Below are 20,588 nucleotides of genomic sequence, written 5' to 3' on the forward strand. Positions count from 1 at the left end.
AATAGCCGAGAGATTTCGCTGGCTAGAGGCTGACAAGTTTGTGCTGTCCGTCAGCGCCCAGGAAACTTGTTTGACCAGACCCGAAAGCCGCTTGAAAAGCCTTGTCCGTCTTGGCCCATTCCAAAAGTGCTTTGGCTTCTTTCAACGCATCCGGCCCCGTTGGTGCAGCAGCAATCGCCGCGAGGATTTGCCGAAGTTTCGAGTTCTTGTCTGCGACGCTTGAACCAACTTCAAGTACAAGGCCAACGACCGGTGGCGGGGTATACACATAGTCCGCATCGGATTGCGCCGCGATACGGGCCTGCAGGGCCGGAACGATGTCGACTGTGTCATGGACATAGGTCCAACTGGTAGACAGCCCCTCGATCATGGGGTTGTCGGTCCCGGCCAGCATTGTGATCGGTGTGGTTTTGTAGATCACGATTGGTTTTCCAGCCGCATAGGCAATGGAGGATTCAACAAGACTGCCCCCGTCAGGCACACGCCCATCCATGTTAAAAACCAGACATGTGCACCGACCGATTAACTGATAAATATCCAGCGAATAAGTGACTTTGCGCACGATCGAGAGCGCAATTTGTCCTTCCTGCGAAGAAATCTGGGGGTCAAGAAGCAGCGCCATTAACTTGCCCACTTCAAGCCCGTCACGCTGCGGCAAATAGGTTGTGAACCCCCCGGCCTCTAGCACGGCGGCAATGTTCTGCTGTTCCCAAAGGTCCCCGACGCTGAACATCGGCCCCGAGCAATACACGATCTGTTCTGACATTTGAAAAAGCTCCACAAATTGACTTCAGGAATTCACAGAAGCGAGGACACGGGATGCCTTTTGCGCATCCACAGTGTCAGTCCCAGGCTCAAGTGCTTTTAGGACAGTCGCCAATCGATTTCGGGTGGTCCGATCCTCGGACCCAAGCACATCGTCCAATGTCAACAACGCGCGCAATTCCAACGAGCGGGCGTGGTTGCCGCGTGCCAAGTCCACGGCTTCGGACACGCTTTCAACCGCTGCTGTGCGGTCGCCCATTGTTGCCTGAACCTCTCCCAACAATCGTTTTAGTTCAGCGTCCCAGAAATGCTGACCCAGCATCGCCGACATCTGGCTGCCCGTTTGCAACACACCCAACGCGATCTCGGGGTTGCCTTGATCTGCCTGCGCGCTGGCCATAATGGAAAAACCCAAGCCCACAGCAGATTGGCTGCCGCTGCCCGACAGAATACCAAGCCCCGCTTCTATGTCTTGCAGACGTTTTGCAGGCTGATCGACTTTTTGACCCGCGCGCAGCAGTAGGCACAACCCTTGCCAAAACGGTATCCCAAGGTTGGCGCAGAACATCACTGTTTCGTCAGCAACCTCGTATGCGAGCTCCTCATCCCCGCGGTAATGGTGAATAAGCGCCAGATAAGACCGAGCTGCAGCAAGGCTCAGGGCGGATTCAAGCCCCTCGGCAAGAGCGACACCCTGGCGGGCCCGTCTCAGTCCGGTTTGCGCGTCCCCCAACCACCAATGCGACGCCGCTGCAGCCCCATAGGCCACAACGCCCTGATCGGTTCCAACGCCATACGTTACGTTTGCAAAGTCATCAGGTTGATACAGCGAAACCGCTGTTTCGGCATGATCTAGCGCATCTTGCACATCGCCAATTTGGAACTTCGCATTCGCAAGCGATGAATGCGCCCGAAGCATACCAATGCGATGGTTGGCAGGTTCTGACCACGACAATATCTGAAGTGCAAAATCGCAGGCTTTGGCGCAATCGCCTTTGCCAATCCAATATGCGGCCAGACCATTGAGCGCCGATGACCGCTCATCGTAATCCTTCAGCGTTTCCGCAATGCTCAGGGCGCGTTCCCAAACCGGTACAATTTCATCGGATCCAAATCCACGCACACCCATCAATGCGTTGCCCAACAGTATCTGCAACGACAGTTCTGAATTGTGGCGTTCGGGCGTTTCCGAAGCACCCTCCAACGCTTCAAGCGCACGTCTGTACAGTGTCGCGGCATCCTCTACCGCAGCCTGCTTTGCAGCACTCCGCCCTGCTTTTTTGAACCATTCAGCGGCTGGCGTGAATTGTTCGGACGCCAGAAGGTGATAGGCGACGACAGACGGGTTCATGTCACCCTGTCCGCTGAATTGCGTCATCAACTGATCCGCCGTCGCAGCGTGAAGGGTTTTGCGTCTTTGCCGCAACAACGTGCCATAAGCCCCGTCGCGTGTCAGAGCATGGCGGAAGAAATAGCTGCCCGGTTGACCCGCATGACGCCGGATCAGATCAGCATCCAGCAAAACATCAATTGATGCATCCAAACCTTCCGCATCAAGTTCCGATACCGCCGCAAGCAGCGTCTGATCAAAAGCCTGCCCCAAAACCGCAGCAACCTGAGCAGTGCCTTTGGCGCTCTTGGGCAAGCGATCAAGCTGTTGCATGACAAGGCCGTCGAGCGACGTAGGAATGAGAGATTGGTGCCCGGCCTCGTCACGCAGCGCTTGCCGAGTCAGTTCTTCCAAAAACAGCGGCACACCCTGCGCCCGCTCAATCAATTGCTGAACGTCTTCGGTGTTCAGACGCTGCGCGGTGTCAATCGCGCGTATGAGCTGGTGCGCCTCTGAATTTGCAAGTGTCGACAGCTCAATCACACGACCAATCAACTTTTTGTCGATACCGTCTTTGGCGTTCCGCGACGTGACAAGGCACAACAGCTTTGCCGGCCTTTCCCGCTGCAACATCAGATTTAGCAAGTCAATCGTTGTTGCATCGCTCCAATGCAAATCCTCGCATACCAAAACAACAGGGCGTTGATTGGACAGAAATTCGATCCAGAGAACCAATGTTTCCAGCGTCAGTTTGCGCAGGCTTTCAGGGCTTTCACTGGCCAAAACCGATAACTCTGGCACCCGGAGTCCCAAAAAATTGGCGATGACGGGAAACGCATTTTCCGGCCTTTCATCCCAAGCTGCCAACCCCTCGTTCAACCGAAACGCAGCGTCTTCGGTATTCTGTGGGTCGGCTATTCCAAGGCTTTTCAACCCCAACTCGATGAACGGATGCAAAGCCGCGCCGGTTTGCAAAACATCACATCTCGCCTCTAGCCAGGTATGCGGCGTTTCGGACAGACCTGCCTGAAACCTGTCGATCAACGTGCTTTTGCCCACGCCAGGGTCAGCCACAAGGCTAACACTGGACCGCGTGCCGCTAAGCACAGCCTCGAATTCTGAGGTCAGCGTGGATAGCTCTTCCTCTCGTCCCACCAGCGCGCTGAGGGGCCGCGCCACTGATCGCTTCGCTGGCGTGGATTGGCGCAATTGATGAAGAACAACCTCATTCGCAAGCCCCTTTAACTGGGCCGGGGGTTGCGGTCGGGACCCAAATTTTCCTTTCAGAAGATGTAGGGCGGATTCGCTGGTAAAGATCGTTCCGGGCGATGCGGCTGATTGGATACGGGCAGCAACATTCACCGTTTCGCCTAAAAGGATATCGCCCAAACCATCGCTGCTTTGCCCCACGATCACTGGCCCGGCGTGGATACCTACGCGCGCTTGTAGTGGCGATTTAAGCCGGGGCTGACCTACTTGACCCAACCCTTGCAGCATCTCAAAAGCCGCGCGCACGGCCCGTTCGGCATCGTTTTCCTGCGCCTGTGGGTATCCAAAATAGACAAGAAGACCATCGCCCAGATAATGGGCAATTTTTCCACCAAATTTCTCGAAGGCCTGGCTTCCGAACTTTTGAAACGCCAGCATCAAGTCAGCGAAATCTTCGGAATCCATCCTGGTGCTTAACTCGGTTGAGCCCACAACATCGACAAACGCAAGAACAAGGCGCCGACGCTCACCGCTAAGCCCAGAGTCGTTTTGAGTACCAGCGGAGGTCTTCGCCATAAAGTCACCTGCGCGCAAAAATGAAAAAACATTCTGGTCAAAATCCAGCTATTGTTCAAACAAACACGCAAAGGTGTCGCGAGGTCAAGTTTTGTGATAAGTCAACGGAATAGTCAGACCTCGTGTCAAAACATCGATGCGACGCAATAAATCGTAGTTTAAACATGTTTTGGGTGGATTATGGGCGACATCAGATATGTCTGTCTTTCAGATATGCATTTTGGGGCAGATAACAGCATTTTGACGCGCCTGAACGCGACGGACGGCAGTGTTGATCCGATGCACCCCAGCGATGTTCTGATACACTTGGCGAACTGCCTGAGGCACCTCATCAACAACAATTCAGGTGATCGCCTGCCGACGCTCATTTTGAACGGGGATATTCTCGATCTGGCCTTCAGTACGGAAAACGTGGCTGCGATGGCCTTTCGCCACTTTCTTGAACTGACCATGCCGGAAGATCCCACCGCCCGGCTTTTCGACCCCCAGATTGTGTTCATCCCCGGCAATCATGACCATCATCTTTGGGAAACCTGCCGAGAGCGACAATATGCGGATTGTCTGAGCTCAGCCGATTGGAGCACCCCCCTGCCCCGCCCACCGCACATCACTCCGATGCGCGAACCCGACGGTGTTCCCAGCTATTTTGTCAATGCAATCGCACACAGCCTTCCTTGGCTTGCAGACGTCAAGATCAAAACCGTTTATCCCAATTACGCCATCACATCCGGCGACAAGCTTATTGTGGTCAGCCACGGGCACTTTATCGAAGACGCATATCTGATGGTCAGCGAATTCGCGGACCTCCTCTACTCAAAAACAACACCACCCGAGACAATGGAAGCCTGGGAAGCTCAGAACTTTGCCTGGATTGACTTTGTCTGGTCTGTTCTTGGCCGTTCCGGCCACATCGGTGTCGATGAGGAAAACGTTTACAACACTGAAAACAGCCCAAAGGCGATTGGATCACTGCTGGGCAGTGCGGCCCGAAATCTGGTTCTGAAAAAGGGCGGAGCGACCGGGAAAACACTTGCCAAAGGCGTCGGCGAAATGGTTGGCGCGTTGGTCACTGATTATTTTGAACGCGGGCAGACTGACACGTTGCTCAGCGACGATGGCGCAGGCGTCAAGCGGTTCATGCAGGTTCCGGTTCAAGAACAAATCAGATCGGAATTTGGCGAGACAGCTCCGTCAAACGTGGCACTTGTTTTTGGGCACACTCACAAGCCTTTTGAAGCAATCATGCCGTTGGAGCATTTCTTTGCCCCAAGTTTCGCCGCCTACAACAGCGGTGGATGGGTCGTGGACAGCCCTGAGGTCAAACCGCTCATCGGAGGCGCGATTGTGTTGATCGACGACGACGCCAACCTTGCCTCGCTGCGTATGTATAACGAGTGTGATGACACCTCGGACTATCGCGTTTCGGTCCAAATCGCCGAGACGACGGACGACGCAGACAATCCGCTGTTTTCGCAACTGTCCAAATCCATTGACCCCCAGAACTGGCCTTGGTCAGACTTTTCCAAAGCCGCCGCCGTTGCCGTCAAACAGCACAACACACGACTGGCCAGTTTTCTGAAAAACGCAGGTGATACCAGTTAGCGTCGGCGTGCAGTTGATTGTCGGAACGTCACGAGACTGCTCAGTCTGCGGAAAAGCACCTGCCGACAAGTTTTGCATAAAGCTGTCGCAATTGTTGACTGTCGGGACAGCATTGTTCCTTTGCAGGAAGTTATTTCAGACAACAATGAAGGCTCAGGAATTGCGTACGAGCGAGAACGTCAGTTACTCTACGTCGGTTTGACACGAGCTAGGGAAAGCCTCCTAGTTACCTGTGGAGGGCAGCCCAGCCCATTCCTGGACGAACTGAAGTCAAATAGAGTGAGATAGAAATCGACTAAACCGTCGTCGGCGGTACTGTTGTTCGAAGCTATGCCGTTCTAGCCGACGAGCAGTCATACAAAAACGCACGTGCGAGAAACTGTCCACAGATCTGTACATTCGCCGACCGCGATTAGGCGCTAACTGATTGTTATTAATTCTTAAAATTCGGATAAATGGTGCCCGGGGGCGGAAGTTCTGCTCCCGTTACAGGCACCGTTGCCGGTGATCACCTCAGTAAAACTAGGGTTATCAGCAGAGGTGAATCCACGTCAACAGGCACGTTTTGTCCTACGTTTTGTCCTACTGTCCTCTTGGCGTCCCCTCAGAGTCCCTCAGTGACTCCCTGAGGCCTCGTTCGATTCCCGGGGGCGGCTTCATACTGATCCAGCAAGCAATTGCTATCATTCTGAATTCTCAAAACACTTGCCTTCTTTCCACCCCCATTTCCACCCCCATTGGAGTATCCATTTGTTTCCAAGCACTTGAAACAACAGTATGATTCCACGTTGTGGAATCGAATGGAGTGTCCTTTAAATCCATATTCGCCCTTAGTAGTTCAGAATAGTGTATGACGTATTCTTGCTCAAGAGATGCCTCGGCAGGATCTGCCAACAAGCCTAACGCGATAGAAGTCAAATGAACCTCTAGGGTCATATCGTGTCAGCAGGTACCCTACCAATATGGGTAGAACCCAATCATTCGCTTCGGACTCGAGAATTCCAAGACGTAAACGTTCAAAAAGCTTGATCGCTGTTTGCAACAGTGGATGGTCAACCTTCGCCATCGCCATCTTTTATCAGATAGCAGAATACGCAATGTCCAAGCAAGGTTACGAAGGTGGCCATCGGTCTAGATGTGCGTTGCCATGCTGGTGTCGCTCGCGCAGAATTCTCACAGCTTCCCTGTGTTCAACGCAATACAATGGACTGGTGAATACTATGCTCCCGCGAAACATGAGGCAGAAGATCCAGAATTTTTTCTGGGTCAGACAGTGTATCCCGCCAAAGTCTATGGAAGGCTCTTGCACCGTCCGAGTAACGCTCGGCGAACCAGGCCTTCGCTCCCATAGTTTCCCGGGCAATCAGTTTCGGCTTATCACAAATCTCGCCAAGTTCGTCGCGGTAGGCAACTCGCAGCGGCCACTTCAACTGCGTTTTAGGACCAATCAGAGTTCGAGGCGCCATGTCCAAAGCAAGGTGAACAACGTCGGGATGTAAAAAGGGTGATCTTAGTTCGATTGAATACCCGCCGTATACCTTATTTAAAGCCCGAAGATCTAGTTTGTGGTAGTCGTTAAGGAACCTTTCTTGTAACGCATCACGTGGAAGCCTCCGCAGCAGGTGGGAGTATCCGATAAAAAGCTCATCGGCACCTGCTCCTGTAAGAAGAACACGGACTCCACAGTCTGCGATATGCTTCGCCAAAGGTATGTGAAGGCAAGACTCTTCAAGTACGCTCCTGTTTCTGACCTCAGAAGCTATGATAGCAAGTTCTACTGCTACGGGCTCAACGCACATCAATTCCCAATCCAAGCCTAGCTTTTGAGCGACCTTTCCGGCAGAAATTGCGTCACTACACTGCGGGCTGGTTGCAACCGTCCAAGCCTTTCTGACACCCAGTTTTGCTGCGTGATGAGCGATGATAGTCGAGTCCAATCCGCCTGATATTAGTAGACCAACTTTTTGCAGATCGGCTCGCGTACAAGTCGCCTCAACTGCTTTTTCTAGATGATGGCGGATACTAATTGGATCGATTGTTTCATTGCGAGCAGAAGAAGTTAAATGACTGTATCGATCCATCGAAAGTTCGCTGGAGAAGCGATATAAGCAACCGGGTTTGACGTGCTCTATTTTGTGAAATGGTACACCGCAAAGCACAAGCGCTTTTAGTTCGCTGGCTATAAACAATTCGCCTTCATAAACACAGTAGTGCAACGGTTGTTCGCCGATCCAATCGGTGCAAAACTGAACACTCTGGGACTCAGTGTCGACATATACTAGTGCCCACATTCCCTTACTACTGGAGACAGTACGTTGAAATCCTAACGTTTCGACTCTGGCGGCCAGTTCTAAAGTGTCGGATGCGTCCTCTTCAGAATCCCACAACTCGCCTGTAAACATCAAGAAACCAGACCTGACAGGTAGTGGTTGGCGAACGGGGAAAGAGCCGCGAACAGGTAGTAGACTATGCCCCAAGGTCCATCCATTGTCCAAAATTTCCCAAGCAGGGCCTTCAGTGCCGCGTCTGATTAATACGTTCTCAACAGCTGCTGACTCAAAGTCGGTTAATTTGCGAGACGCAAAAAAAATTCCGCACATTAAATGTTTCCCAAAGATATTTTTGTGACTTCGTCTTCGATATGCCGCCGCTCTCGATCCAATGTATCGTTTGACATAACTTTAACATCGGGATCGGAAGCTAAGGCTAATTTTGCACTTGCTGCCGCGAATTCTCCTCGACCGCGTAAAACCTGTGCCAACCGGTAGTTTACATATCCAGGATCCCAACCTGTCTCGCTAAGAGTTTGAAAAATTCTTTCCGCTTCATCCAGCGCTTGGGATACTCTAAATGGTTCGTTATGAAGCGTGGATTCATGGAGTAGCAGCGTGGCTCTGTTGGCCAAAGGGTCAAGGCAATAGCCCACCAAATCGTAAGCTTTCTTGGCTTTTACTTGCGCTGCGACAACTTTATTTACGTCCTTTTCCTTCCAGTTGTAGGTCGACGCTGCTTCTGCGTTCAGCATCCTCCAACGAACTTCCGTTTTTGCGGTGCCAAGCCTCGCGCTGCATTTCCAAGTGAGCGCATTTTCCAACTGAGAAAGCACATCTTTCAACTTTTTTTGTAAATCTGACCTATTTTCGCCGCCATGTGTTTTGGTTTCGTCGGCTTCCGGCCTCATATGTGCGTAACAGAGTGCCAAATTAGACTGGGCCAATAAGTAAAGCAGCACTTTTTGCTGGTATTTGGTCACTCCCACCCACGCGAGCAGCGTTACGAACCAACACGGACGCTTGATACTATTGAACAGGCTGACTGCTTCATCGATCTCGGCAGAGCCGTATGTGTAAAACTTCGCAAGAGCACCTTGATACTTTAGTACAAGCCTTGTGTGGGCATTTGTTTTGACTTCAAGGTTCTGAAGCTGTTTAACCTTGTCGATAACCATATGCGGGCGAGTCTGCGCCAGCTGAGAACAAAACACAGACAACGCCATAGACTCGAAGGCCAAGTTTTGCATAGTGGACGATTTTTCTAACTCCGCTATTGCATTTTCCAAGTTTGCGACTTGGTGAGCGCCAGCAAAGTACTTCGACATGTAAATTAGAGCTCTTACAAAATTCTCCTGTCTTGGATCGCCCCTGCCGTCTCGCGCGCCCATCTTTGCTGCTACTGAAAAAACACAGTTTTGGATAGATGCGGTGTCATCAACGAGATCTCCGATTTCCAGAATCTCTGAGTCTCGCTCAAGTGAGTAAATGACTTTGTCGTCTGACTTGATTAGCCGCAGTCTGTAATGATTTTTCTTGGTTAAGAAGTAGGATACTATCTTCTCAACACCTTTTATTTCAGCAGTGCCAACCTTCATATTGAGCGCGAAGCCGTCGAGACGGGGAGAAGCCACTAGCTTCCTTAGGTCTTTACCCATTTGTGTCGAAAGCCACAGTTGTGGCATCCATCTTTGCATTTCAACGAACTGTTTTCGTTGCTCAGATAGGCCGCTCCAAATACTAGCTTGTGTTGCCGCCAGATCGTCGCTCGCCTCTAGGGAGATGGATGCACCTAGTCTAAAATAAAGTACGAATTTGACGACAACAATAATCGCAAAAGCCAAGAGCACTAGCGTGGCTATGACCGCGAGGGATGTGGCTAGCGTATCTAAGAGGGTTTGAGACGCCTTCTGTAAAAAAGCTTCGAACCATGTTAAAGCCTTTGCTTCTTCGCTTGTGGGACGAAAGAAAATACTAAGGAATTTTGAAGCGATGTCGTCCAAGGGATTAAGTGGAAAACTCATCATTTAAAACTACTCTTAGTTGACGAAATGCAGCGTCCTTTGCTACCTTTAATGGTGCTTACCGTTGACTGATGTCAACGGGTCTGTTGTCGTAATACTGACTTTGCTTCTATGATCCCTAACTTGCTAAAGACTGTTTTTGCTGTGTTTTTTTTGAATGACCTGTGGCCTAGGAGTTCGTTTTGAACGAGTTGTCGAGCGTTGCCACCGACACCGCGTTTCCCAAGGAGCATCCTAATGATGAGTTCGATGTTCAACTGTGTAGAGGTCGGGAAGTACTTTCACTAGATGAATTGCAGCGAGCCAAGCTTCTGAAAGAAGCGGTTAGGCATTGGAGACTCAAGGGTTTTCCGTACTCCCGCTACTCAAAGGAAGATGCTCATGTTGCCGCCCTCAATTTCCGAAAATCTCTGCAAGAAAAATCACCGCAAGAGTTGTTGGAAAGCCGCAGCACTCTCGGCTTAGGCTTGGCAAACTCCTACCATCCCCAGATGTGGAGTGTTAAAGGATATGGCCGGAACAAGTCTCCAATCGACTATTTTAATGATGATGACTCTCTGAAGAAGGCCTTGTCTCGAGCACCAAGGTTTTGGCCCAACCGGCATTGCTGGAACGAAAACTCGGTAAGGAGTCTATTTAGGATCATGGGACCAGGCCGAGTTGCTAATTTCAGACCGACGGTGGCCGCAGGGGTAATAAAAAGATTCTGTCCAGAACGTGGAAGAGTTGTTGACTTTAGCAGCGGATTCAGCGGCCGCCTCTTGGCTGCATTGTCTCTCGGAGTAAATTATCTGGGCATTGATGCGGCTGTGTCTCAATGCTCAGGTGGCCAAAAAATGATAAGCGATATTGGAGCAATAAACCGCGAGCGCACTGAAATCCGACATGGTTGTGCTACAAGGGTGATGAGAGAGTTGGATCCTAGCAGCGTGGACTTAGTCTTCACTAGCCCGCCCTATTTTGATCGTGAACGATACTCGGAAGACCATCTCCAAAGTATCATCCAATTTCCTACATATGGTTCCTGGTTCGATGGATTTTTGAAAACTTGCATAGAACTATCCTTCAAAAAACTGAGAGCTGGTGGAACTCTTGTTTTAAACGTTGGAAATAGCGCTAGATATCCACTGGCGACCGACACTGTGGAGACTATGCGTCGAGTTTTTGGCAATGTGGAAGTTTTTGAGCTGTCGATGAGAAGGCTGCCATCCTACCAGCATTTTTCGTCATCGTTCAGGAGCGAAGTAATCGTATCATCAGTCAAACAAAGTGTTGATCAATAAAACCTTCTTGGAGGTAAGTACATTGGCAAACGGCATGGATGCTTGGAAGCCCCGGCGACAAAGAAAAAAGGGCGTATACTACCGCGTTGAAGTGTATGATCAGACGTCTCTTTGCTGGCGCGATGCACCCGGTTCATTTGATTCTGAAAAAGATGCAAGAAGTTATATTTTGGAAGAACTCAAGAACCGAAAAGCTAGAGTTATGAGCATCGACGGAAAAAAGCGCTCGATCATCGAATGAGAGGCAATGTAAGTCTCAGACTGGACTGATCTTCCTTTAGACGCGCCGGGTCAAGCTTGGCTTTCAATTTGGTTCCTTCCTCCAATTTAGCGGGTTCCAGAATGGTAGATTTTTCTTTTGTGGCTTGCTGTTTTCGTGAGGCGTCTCTGTCGGTGCTGAAGCAGATATGACTTTGGAATCATTCGTATCTTGCACATGGGCCTTGGCGTCCAAAAAGGCCGCGTTTACCAAACCCTGCAATTCATCGTCCGACAGCATGCTAAGAACACGAACTTCAGCCATTGCTCGAAGACGCTTGGTCACAATACGCATGACGTCCTCCATCTCCCTCACGGTTCTTGATGTTTCCACCCAACCTTTCCCAATAGCAGTTGAGAGCCTACTGTCGGCGGCAATCGATGGCCGCTCGATAATCTGAACTACCGCATCCTCTGTAAGCTGATCAACGAGGCTCCAACGACTGTCACATTCAACCGAATCTAGGCCAAGTGAGTTGGTACGAAGCCAAAGCCTGCGGAGGAAGTTCCTTTCGCGGCCGAGTAACCTATGCACTGAGATAGACTTACCCTCTTTACTATGCCGCCAAAGGGCGAGATCTGGAACGTCGAAACAAACCAGGCCAGCCCAACAGTTTGGTCGCATAGTTTCTCCGAAAGCCTCGCGTAGCATTGGATCTTCAGCCAGTATCCTACAAGCAGCGCGGTCGAACGCCTGCTGACCATGTAGATTTAGTGGCTGCGGACATCCAAACTCCTGCGCAAGTTGTCGTAGCCTTGAGGCGAGCAGATCGCGTTGCTCTGGACTCGCGGGCATACCGCCAGAACGATTCCAGTGCGGTCGAAGACCAAGCTCTTCTAAAATTCCAACCGCTTGGCAGGGCTTGGCATCGCGGCGCCCCAATTCCTCGACCAATACGTCTACCTCGTGTCGCTCAATGCGTGGAAGCAACAACATTCTACTCATCCCCCACAGCTGCTAATGCGTTCAGCCGGGCATGAAAGCGCCCGGGGTCAGCTTCGAGATCTCGACGTGCGGCGTCAGCAGAGCCGAATGCTGTGACTAGCCAATGGAGTGACACACCGGCAAGAGAGCTCTCAGAGATGTCGCCGCTCGAGATATCCTGATCGCCGCTTTGCCGCAGGAAATCCCTTGATATCTGAGCGATGACGTCCGCCATAACCGTTTGAAGTGTCTCGCGATCGCCCTTCCGGAACCGCTCGGAGAAGGCCTTGTTTTGCGAATTGACGTGCAATCGAACTGCAGTGTCGAAATCTGCTGCGGGATCACTCCAATCCACCTGCAGTCGCCACAACGCATCCCGCCATTCCTCGCCGAGCAGTCTGGAGAGATCGGTTTCGCTAACGGGAAATCTCGATACGTTGCCTTCTAGGCGGATGCGTCGTCGTTCTCGCCAGACAATGTCACCAGCTCTGGCCGGAGCTATAGATGAATTTCTCGTGCCTGGCGCCGTCGAAAGGCCGATGACCGCGTCAAGAAAGAGGTTTTCTGCCATACGACTACCAGCAATCTCAAACTGGATCGAAATAGGGGACGCACTCTTTACAGGCCCCCGGAATGCCAGCCACCGTTCAGATGGAAGAGTTCCTGCGCCAGTGCCTGCGAAAACCAAGATCTCGAGCTCTGGATTGGGAATGTCGATGCTACTTGCCGCAGAGGAAGGATCAAGGCTGAATTCACAGCTGACGAGAAGGTTTGTGGCATTGTCCCAGTTGGGGACAAACTCGGGGTCTTCAAGCTTTTCCCCAGTCGAAAGACCTATTTTCCACGGCGTAATCTGAACGAGGTCTTCCGGGATCGTGAGAAATGGTAGAATCGCGCTGGTCAATCGACTACACTCCTCGGTTCGCGAATACGAAGTCCGACGGCAACATCGCCCGGTATGGTAACCCGTACGACCCATCGTCCTTCCAGATGCGCTACAACACCGATACCGCTCAAGCTAGATCCGTCTGGTGCCAGCCACTCGCGAACTTGCGGGTATCCTGTTGCCTCGTCTGGATCTTGCGCGCTCCCATCTATTACTACCCTAGGTACGGCTTCAAGGTTCCTAGATCTTCCATCTGCATGGAGATCGAACTCGAACTCCGCTACGGCCTGCCCATCTGGATCTGCGAATAGACGGACCGGGCGAGGTTGTGAGAAAGGACGCCTGCTTCCGCCACTACCGCCACCACCGCCGCCTGACCCGCGCCCTCCACCGTCGCCCTGAGCGCCGGGCAACAAACGACCCATTGCTGTTGCTGGGATCGCAAGCGGCACTTCTTCCGCGGGGGCCGTTTCAGTGGTTTCGTCCTCACCTGCAATCGCATCGCGAATGCGCTTTAGAGCTAGGTTCACGAAGCGACGCTCGTAAGATTTCGCGGGAAGGCTCTCGGGCTGCCAGTCATCATGCGCGGGCGGTTCCGAACGCGCAAACGCCCCCTCAATGTCAATATCCTCGGAGCACATGAACACACCGCCCCACTCCTGCGAATGATCTGCGAGTTCCTTTCCCACCTCGTAGCGCACCACAAGCTGAGCAGGACGCATAAGGGCAACGTGGCGCAGACGCGTGGGTATGATGCTTTGTAGTTGTTCTTCTCCTTCATTGTCGCTGTCGGACCTTGGTGGAAGGAGCCACTTCCTCATTGCCGCTCTGCCACTCGAGATCGCAAGAGTTCCGAGTACGCGAGCTGGTCTGAAAGAACGTATCGATTTCTTTTTTGTGAAAACGTCAGTTTCGTCTGCTTCGGTGCCCCTGGTCGCGTTCATCGCATGGCAGAGAAGGTCCAGTGGCGCGAACTCCTCGGGGTTAGGAACGGGCTGCCAAGTTTCACCGTCGCGCGCAACGAGGGCACTGAGTTTCTTTCCAGCGGGAGTGGTCTGCATCATCCGAGGCCAGAAGTTCCAAAGCAGATATTCCGTCAATGCCCCTACAACCATATCCCCATCCGCTGGGAGATGCGGCGCGAGGATCATTACGGTCGTACCCAGCCCGGCCCGGTTATCAGGGCGTTCCGGCATACCAAGTTCTTTCGCACATTCCGATGCCGCTTCGCCAGTCAAGGGCTCAACCGTAAGCCCGTCGTTTGCTCCTACGCCCCACCAGTGGCGCCCGGTCGTCCGCCCAGAAACTGCCCTCCCCATCTGTGCAGCCATGAATCGCCTTGTTGGCGTCCCAGCATCGGTCGTTCTGGTGTCTACCAGGATCGTGTGCGCACTGCTGGCACGGTATAGCGTCGCCTTTCCATATCCATAAGTGCCACCTCCACCCTCTACGTCTCTTGCCGCACCAATGTTGCGAAAGAAGTTGACGAAGTCTGGGTTTTCGTTGTCGGCGAGAGGTACGTCCGCTCTAGTAGGGCCGGCAAGGCCGGTGGTTCCATAGTCGGCGATCTCCAGAACCTTGAGGTCGTCTCCTCCCAACAGGACCTCAGAGAGGTTCTGCCGTGCCGTATCCTCATCCGGAAGATGCTGAAAAACTCTCTCCTTCAGGTAAAGGCGTTGTTCCGAAGTGAGACTGCGGATCCTTATGCGTACTTCTGCTTTTTTGGCATCAGACCTCGTCGCGTCGCATGAGTTCTGCACTGCCTCCCTGACAAGGATTGCAAGAAGATCGAGCGAGGGCGTCCCCAGAAGGTTCTCGAAGCCTTCAGCGGACAGATTTCCATCAGGGCTGAAAGGTTCCGAATGAAGCAGGAGGCTCATGATAACTCTCCCCCTGTCTCGCCAATGACGGAAATCAACTGCCTCGGATCGACGACGCTTGCTCCGGCCACTTCAAGAGAAACAGTGTAACGTACATCGGTGACTCCCTGTTGAAGGGAGCCGGCCTGTAGCGACCCTGGAACGAGCCGCGGAAAACCTGCATCAATTCTCCATACTTCGACTGGCGCCAGAGCGAACCCGCGGCGATTCCATGGCTCAGTAATCGGGACAGGGCAGCCGGCACTTTGGATTGCTGCCTCTAGATCGTCTACACTTTCGTGTGGTAGGAGGGTCAACAGTCTCTCAAGGATCGTTCCAATAGTTTCTCGCCCGGGAGCAAGTCGCACACCAGCAAGAAAGAGGGTCCCACCCATCGGCTCCTCAAGCTGATGGATATTTGAGATACGGCACTTGCGCTCACCCGATGCGGGTAATGCCTTAACCTCTACGTGCAGATTTCCAAAAGCAAAATCGTGTGTTTCTCCATAAGGACCGCGCCAGGCACGGACCGCATTGGTTCCATTCTCGACAAGCCATTCAAGAACAAAAAGTTCCGCGACAAGTCCAGCAATGCGTTCGCCGTCTATCGCTGAGTCTGCCTGTTCGAACAACCGTCGGAACCGCGAGAGCGCTCTACCAATAGCAAGCGGTGTTGGGGCATTCCTTGCAATCTCTGCGAGAACGGATTCACAGAAACGCAGGAAAACGGTTTCTAGATCGCGATCAAGACATATTATCCTGACCCACGCATGACCATCTCGGAAATCCTCATGAATCAGTAGGCGCCGTGATCCCGTCGGAACATCGTCCAATTCCTCTCGCGCTGAGGGCAGGAGTATTCCCGCGTAGTCCTCAGGCGTTAGTACCCACTCAGGCCTTCTTCGATCCGAAGTGAAGGGCTCGATCGGTTGCACTCGCAATCCCGAACCGGGCTCAAGCCGGGAGTGAAGTCGCAAGTCCTGCCACGGTGAACCTGCGAGCCACGTTGGACTAGGACCGCTATTTTCAGCTGGCATCCTGTTCTCCCTCCGCCTCTTCGCCGTCCTCGTCGGCAAAACTGCTTCGACCAAGATCAACTTGTATGTACTTCGTGGGCCGTCTGTCGGCGTCGATACCAAGCTGCGGAAAAACGATACCCAGGCCTAGAACATCGTGGACTGCGTCAAGCGGCTCCCGCTTGCTTGTTCCGTCCTTCTTGGGCAGCGGCACCGAATTCCTATCGATGGGATAAAGGAGTAACAGGGGCCGTTGTCCCAGCTGGTCTTCCCGCCATTTCTTCAATCGGGCCCACTCCCAACCCCGCCAGCCGGCAATATCCGGAAGCTGCTCCTTGGGAACGTCCAGCATGACATCTGGACGGGACATCAAGGCCTTGATGTCGGCTACTTCATGATCGCGGGTCTTCTCAAGCCTTGATCGTCGCGCGAGATTCGGCACCACGTTGCCGAGGGGCTGTCTCGCCTTCCCGACTGCCCGGTCACCCGGCTCAAAGATGCCCACAGACCATTCTCCGAGTATGTTTGCATTCACACGAACGTACTCCTCTAGCCAGCCGGAACTGAGATCACGATGTGAGGTGTGGACGGAATAATCCCTTAGAAACTCAAGAATTCCAGCTGATTCTATCCGACCCAGCTTCCCTGAAGCTTCGATTCCGGATTGCTTGACAAGGCGTGCACCCGCTGCCCAGTTTCGTTTCAGTGTATCCCCATCAACACGTGGGAAGCGGATAGTCTGAACGTGCAGGCCGCGGTAGTCTATGTTTGCGGTTCGTGCATGACGGCTCTTATTGCGAGCGGTCACCTGCAATCCAGGAAGGGTTCGAATCCGGACAGCAAAGTCTATGGGACGAGCGCCCCTTGCCGCATACTCCGAGATTTCCTCGCGAAGCTCATATTCCACGAGGGCTAGCTGCCGGAACGCGTTGGACACTTCCTCGGGCATCCAGAGCCGCACAAGGTCTTCGTAACCTGCGCGGTAGCCGAACCAGCGTCCCATCTGGAGCAGTGTGTCGTATTGCTTCGGGCGGCGAGCAAAGTAGGTCACGGTAAGGCCCTCGAGGGTCAGACCGCGCGACAGGATATTGCCTCCAATCGCGATCACCGCCGTCGGTGGACCTTCATAGGAGAGTCGATCCTCGCTTTTGGAGTTCTCGACGGCTATTTGCAGGCGCGCCGCCGCCACCGGCAGTTGAACTGCAATTTGATCGAAGCCCACCATTTCGTTTTCGAAAAGAGTAGGATTAACCTTGGCTGACTCCCGATCCCAGAGTTCCTCAAGTTCTTTCAGTAGAGCCATGTCGTGGGGCGACGCAGTAAGCCGCTCGAACTCTGGTTGAATCAGCTTTTCAAGATCTGAGTGATCATCCGTACGGTGCGATGTGTGTATGAGCATGGAGGCATGGGCGGCGTCATGTCCTCTCGCAAGCCGGGCGGCAACCGCTATCAGGAACCAGCGCACTGCTTCCCGTAGGCTCTCCACATCCTCCAGATGAGGGGTCTCGTCGACAGAGGTCAGGAGTCGCACCTCTTTTGCGCCTACAAATCGAATGACATCGAGGCCATCCGAACCGTCATCCTCGGCATCGACCGGATCGCGTCCAAAGATCTGTTCCGCCCCGAAGTAGCCTCTTGGTCGCGGCAGCGAGATCAGGAAGTCCCTCGGATAAAGGTCTTCAAGCGACTGCTCATCCTCCGTCGTGACTCCAACAGGAAACGGGTTGATCAACACGTTCGCAAATGGCGTGGCAGTGTAGCCCACATAGGAAACCGTGGGCAGCGCGGCGAGAAGTTCTCTGATCCTTCGATTAGTTTTGGTTGGGTCATTGTCAGTTTTCGAAGCGTTGGGACTAGCCTGATCCGCCTCGTCATCTATGACAAGCATGCGCCAACGGTTTTTCATGAGCCCTGGGCTTTTCCGTATGTCACTTGTGAGGCGTTCAAGCTGCGCCGGAAGTTTCTTCATCACCGCTATCATTGCCACGTCCTGCGCAACGTTCGGGAGTTGATTGGCTGTTTGGCTCTGGTAGTCGCCGCTTTCGAGAAGCTGCCCGTCACTGTCATATTCGTTACGACTGGTCAGCGGCTGCCAATTGTAGAGGTTGCGTTTGATCAGATCGTCTTCCAGACGTGCCTGCGTCTGATGTCGCAATTTGTCCGTGGTTCCTGCGAGTACGACAACTAGGTTGTATCCTGCATCAACCGCACGAGCGATAACACCCGTCATGTTTGCTGTCTTTCCAGATTGGACGTAACCAACAACTAGCCCACGGACATCAAACTCCGCCTCTGCCGGATCTCCAAGCTCGGCAACCACCTTAGCGGAAGACCGGGAGACGGATCGGACAACCTCCTCGCCCCAACCCTTCTCGCTCTCAAGATAACCTGCGAGGGCAGACCAGTGAACGCCTCTGTGCTTCTGCTCGTCGTACCAGTGAGGTCTGGACTTTGAGAGTGTGTAGGGGTCCTGAATCCGCCTTATCCTCTCGAGCAACTCGCTCGCGATCTCTTCCTTGACCCGTCCCAGCAATTCATCGTCTACACCAAATGGACTGAAAAACTCACGCGCCTTATCTGTCGCGACCTCGAGGTCCGGGTCCGCCAGCTCTCTTAAGTATTCCTCGATACGCTCACGGTACCGGTCTGCTATGCTGCTCATGCTGTCCTTAGACAATTCTGTTTTCTCTCATTAACATGAAACTCACAGGATTTCGCGTCCGAATTCAACCGTTTCGCACAACTTGAAGTTGCGACAGTCTGACGCGAATCCTAGCAAGGATCTCTCGAATTCACAGAACACAAGCATCTCGAAAACACCTCCTAGGATGGCGGTACTCCAGTCCGCTTCCTATGGGCGTGCCTTACTTCACTACGGCAACTTCACCCGCTGATCGGAGTTGGAGATTGCCCGCTTGAGGATGTCATTTTGGTGACTCTGGCGATCCGACGCTTGGCACCCGTTTCCTAGGGTAGGATCCGCAACAGAGCCTCTGCAATCTGCGCGGCAAGGAATGGGGGTACGGCGTTACCCACCTGAATGTACTGCTGCGTTCGATTTCCAAGGAAAAGATAGTTGTCTGGAAACGTCTGAAGTCGGGCCGCTTCTCGAACCGTCAGGCTTCGGCACTGTGTAGGATCAGGATGAATGAAATAGTGACCGTCTTTCGAGATATGGCTTGTCACGGTTGTTGACGCCCTATCCCACATCTGGACTCTAAAACGATCCGCAAATTTCCCACTATTCCAGCTACGGTGATCCGGTGCCAACTGTACCGGAAAATCAGCCGATTTTGGTGTTCGTCCATGTACCTCGGCGAAGACTGAGCAGAACAGGTACCGCGCCAGATCCGATTTCATATGCCCCCTAGTTTCATGCTGCGCCAGCGACATGAGCCGATCATCCGCAAGAAAGTCCTGCAGTGGCCCCGAGTGTCCGTTGGCAATCTTGCCCAGGCTGTAGTCTCTGGCACTTCTGCCGAGCTTCCTGTTCGCCTTTGAAACCTGAGCCTTGATTGCTCTCAGCGATGGTCGCAGTGACCTGAGCGTCGCATCCTGACCCCTCTGGCCGGCGAGCTGAATCAACTCAGAGGCGGCACTGGAAACTGTATGTCGCCAGGCTTTCTCATCATCCTCTCGACTCATTCCGCTCCGGACTTCTGGCATGCCCCCGAGAACATCCCTCACTGTCACGGGCTTGCTTGGGCTAAGCAAAGGTGCGTCAACTGGCACCCGCATTTCTGCCGCTATGTCGGATCGCAGGCCGACGACAAAAACGCGGTGCCTCGCCTGCGGTACTCCGAACTCCTCCGCGCGGACAACGAAGTCACGCGCTGAAGGTGGCTGTAGCGTTTCAAGAGATGAGCCCGATGGTGCAGCAAGAGCGACCAGCCTGTAGCCACCTTGCTCGTGCCCAACCTTTCCTAGATCTTCAAGAATGCGCTCGAAGATCTGAGCTCCTGCAACAGATGACGAGAGAATACCCTTAACGTTTTCCATTACGAATGCTGCGGGCCGGAGACGATCAAGAATTTGGATGTATTCCCTGTAAAGAAAATGCCGTCCATCGTCCTCGGGTACGTAGTCTTGGTTTCCAGCGTTTCTCGATCGCCCAACCAGTGAGTAGGCCTGACAGGGCGGCCCCCCAATTAGTATCGTTCGCCCACCTGAATCGTTACGGATCCGGTCGATGCGCGGAGTGAGGATTTTCTTTGCCTCTACACTGCCTAGCTCAAGTCTCAGGGCTTCGGAGCGTGCATCATTCCAGTATTGCGGATACGCCTTCTCAAGATCTTCCAACGTCCGCTCGCCCGATAGAAACTGATAGTAGAGTTCTGGAAGCTCACCGCGCGGAAATCGTCGCGTGAATGCCCTGAGTGTCAGCGTGCGATGAGCGGAAGCTTCCATCTCAACAGAAAGCGTGACCTCGAAAGGTCGACCGTTTTCACTCGGAACCGAGGAAAACCCCTCCGCCAGTCCACCGGGACCAGCAAACAAATCTACTACCTGATAGGGTTCCTTCATTGTCCGGGAATTGCTCCTGTTTTTGATGGAACTCTTCTACCAGGATGATAGGCAATGGCCA

At 53.0% G+C, this 20,588-nt stretch carries 13 protein-coding genes; 3 read left to right on the forward strand and 10 right to left on the reverse strand.

The window, feature by feature from the left end:
* Window positions 1–22 precede the first annotated feature (22 nt).
* Window positions 23–766 (reverse strand): nucleoside 2-deoxyribosyltransferase, encoded by a 744-nt coding sequence (locus GS636_RS06880; protein WP_171668922.1) that lies wholly within the window; start codon window positions 764–766, stop codon window positions 23–25.
* Between the two features lie 24 nt (window positions 767–790).
* Window positions 791–3,880 carry an AAA family ATPase gene (locus GS636_RS06885; RefSeq protein ID WP_171668923.1) on the reverse strand — a complete coding sequence of 1,030 codons (3,090 nt, stop codon included), beginning with the start codon at window positions 3,878–3,880 and terminating at the stop codon, window positions 791–793.
* Between the two features lie 180 nt (window positions 3,881–4,060).
* Between GS636_RS06885 and GS636_RS06890 the strand changes: the two genes are divergently transcribed.
* Window positions 4,061–5,482 (forward strand): metallophosphoesterase, encoded by a 1,422-nt coding sequence (locus GS636_RS06890; protein WP_171668924.1) that lies wholly within the window; start codon window positions 4,061–4,063, stop codon window positions 5,480–5,482.
* A gap of 1,190 nt (window positions 5,483–6,672) precedes the next feature.
* Here the strand turns inward: GS636_RS06890 and GS636_RS06895 are convergent.
* A complete protein-coding gene (locus tag GS636_RS06895) occupies window positions 6,673–8,082 on the reverse strand; it encodes an asparagine synthase-related protein (RefSeq protein WP_171668925.1) in 1,410 nt (469 codons plus the stop codon).
* A complete protein-coding gene (locus GS636_RS06900; protein WP_171668926.1) occupies window positions 8,082–9,779 on the reverse strand; it encodes a hypothetical protein in 1,698 nt (565 codons plus the stop codon). Before GS636_RS06900 ends, GS636_RS06895 begins: the two co-directional genes overlap by 1 nt.
* A gap of 179 nt (window positions 9,780–9,958) precedes the next feature.
* On the opposite strand from GS636_RS06900, the gene GS636_RS06905 reads away from it, so the two are divergent.
* Together GS636_RS06905 and GS636_RS06910 are read left to right on the forward strand one after the other, a co-directional pair.
* On the forward strand, window positions 9,959–11,059 hold the full coding sequence (locus GS636_RS06905) for a hypothetical protein (RefSeq protein WP_171668927.1): 1,101 nt from the start codon (window positions 9,959–9,961) through the stop codon (window positions 11,057–11,059).
* A gap of 22 nt (window positions 11,060–11,081) precedes the next feature.
* Window positions 11,082–11,300, forward strand: coding sequence for a hypothetical protein (locus tag GS636_RS06910; protein WP_171668928.1), 219 nt, complete (start codon window positions 11,082–11,084; stop codon window positions 11,298–11,300).
* 63 nt (window positions 11,301–11,363) lie between these two features.
* Here the strand turns inward: GS636_RS06910 and GS636_RS06915 are convergent, their stop codons facing one another.
* The 6 genes from GS636_RS06915 to GS636_RS06940 form a co-directional block, all read right to left on the reverse strand.
* Entirely contained in the window at window positions 11,364–12,254 is an 891-nt protein-coding gene (locus GS636_RS06915; RefSeq protein ID WP_171668929.1) for a DUF6339 family protein, read from the reverse strand.
* Window position 12,255: 1 nt separating this feature from the next.
* On the reverse strand, window positions 12,256–13,146 hold the full coding sequence (locus GS636_RS06920) for a hypothetical protein (protein ID WP_171668930.1): 891 nt from the start codon (window positions 13,144–13,146) through the stop codon (window positions 12,256–12,258).
* Window positions 13,143–15,008, reverse strand: coding sequence for a hypothetical protein (locus GS636_RS06925; protein WP_171668931.1), 1,866 nt, complete (start codon window positions 15,006–15,008; stop codon window positions 13,143–13,145). The genes GS636_RS06920 and GS636_RS06925 overlap by 4 nt, the downstream gene beginning before the upstream one ends.
* The gene (locus GS636_RS06930) at window positions 15,005–16,024 is read right to left on the reverse strand and encodes a PD-(D/E)XK motif protein (RefSeq protein ID WP_253762666.1); all 1,020 of its coding nucleotides are present in this window, start codon (window positions 16,022–16,024) and stop codon (window positions 15,005–15,007) included. Before GS636_RS06930 ends, GS636_RS06925 begins: the two co-directional genes overlap by 4 nt.
* Window positions 16,014–18,665 (reverse strand): Z1 domain-containing protein, encoded by a 2,652-nt coding sequence (locus tag GS636_RS06935; RefSeq protein ID WP_171668933.1) that lies wholly within the window; start codon window positions 18,663–18,665, stop codon window positions 16,014–16,016. The genes GS636_RS06930 and GS636_RS06935 overlap by 11 nt, the downstream gene beginning before the upstream one ends.
* A 305-nt stretch (window positions 18,666–18,970) precedes the next feature.
* The gene (locus tag GS636_RS06940; RefSeq protein WP_171668934.1) at window positions 18,971–20,527 is read right to left on the reverse strand and encodes a DNA cytosine methyltransferase; all 1,557 of its coding nucleotides are present in this window, start codon (window positions 20,525–20,527) and stop codon (window positions 18,971–18,973) included.
* Window positions 20,528–20,588: the final 61 nt, after the last annotated feature.

Origin of the sequence: Ruegeria sp. HKCCD4884, from assembly GCF_013110855.1 — a bacterium.
GTDB lineage: Bacteria > Pseudomonadota > Alphaproteobacteria > Rhodobacterales > Rhodobacteraceae > Ruegeria.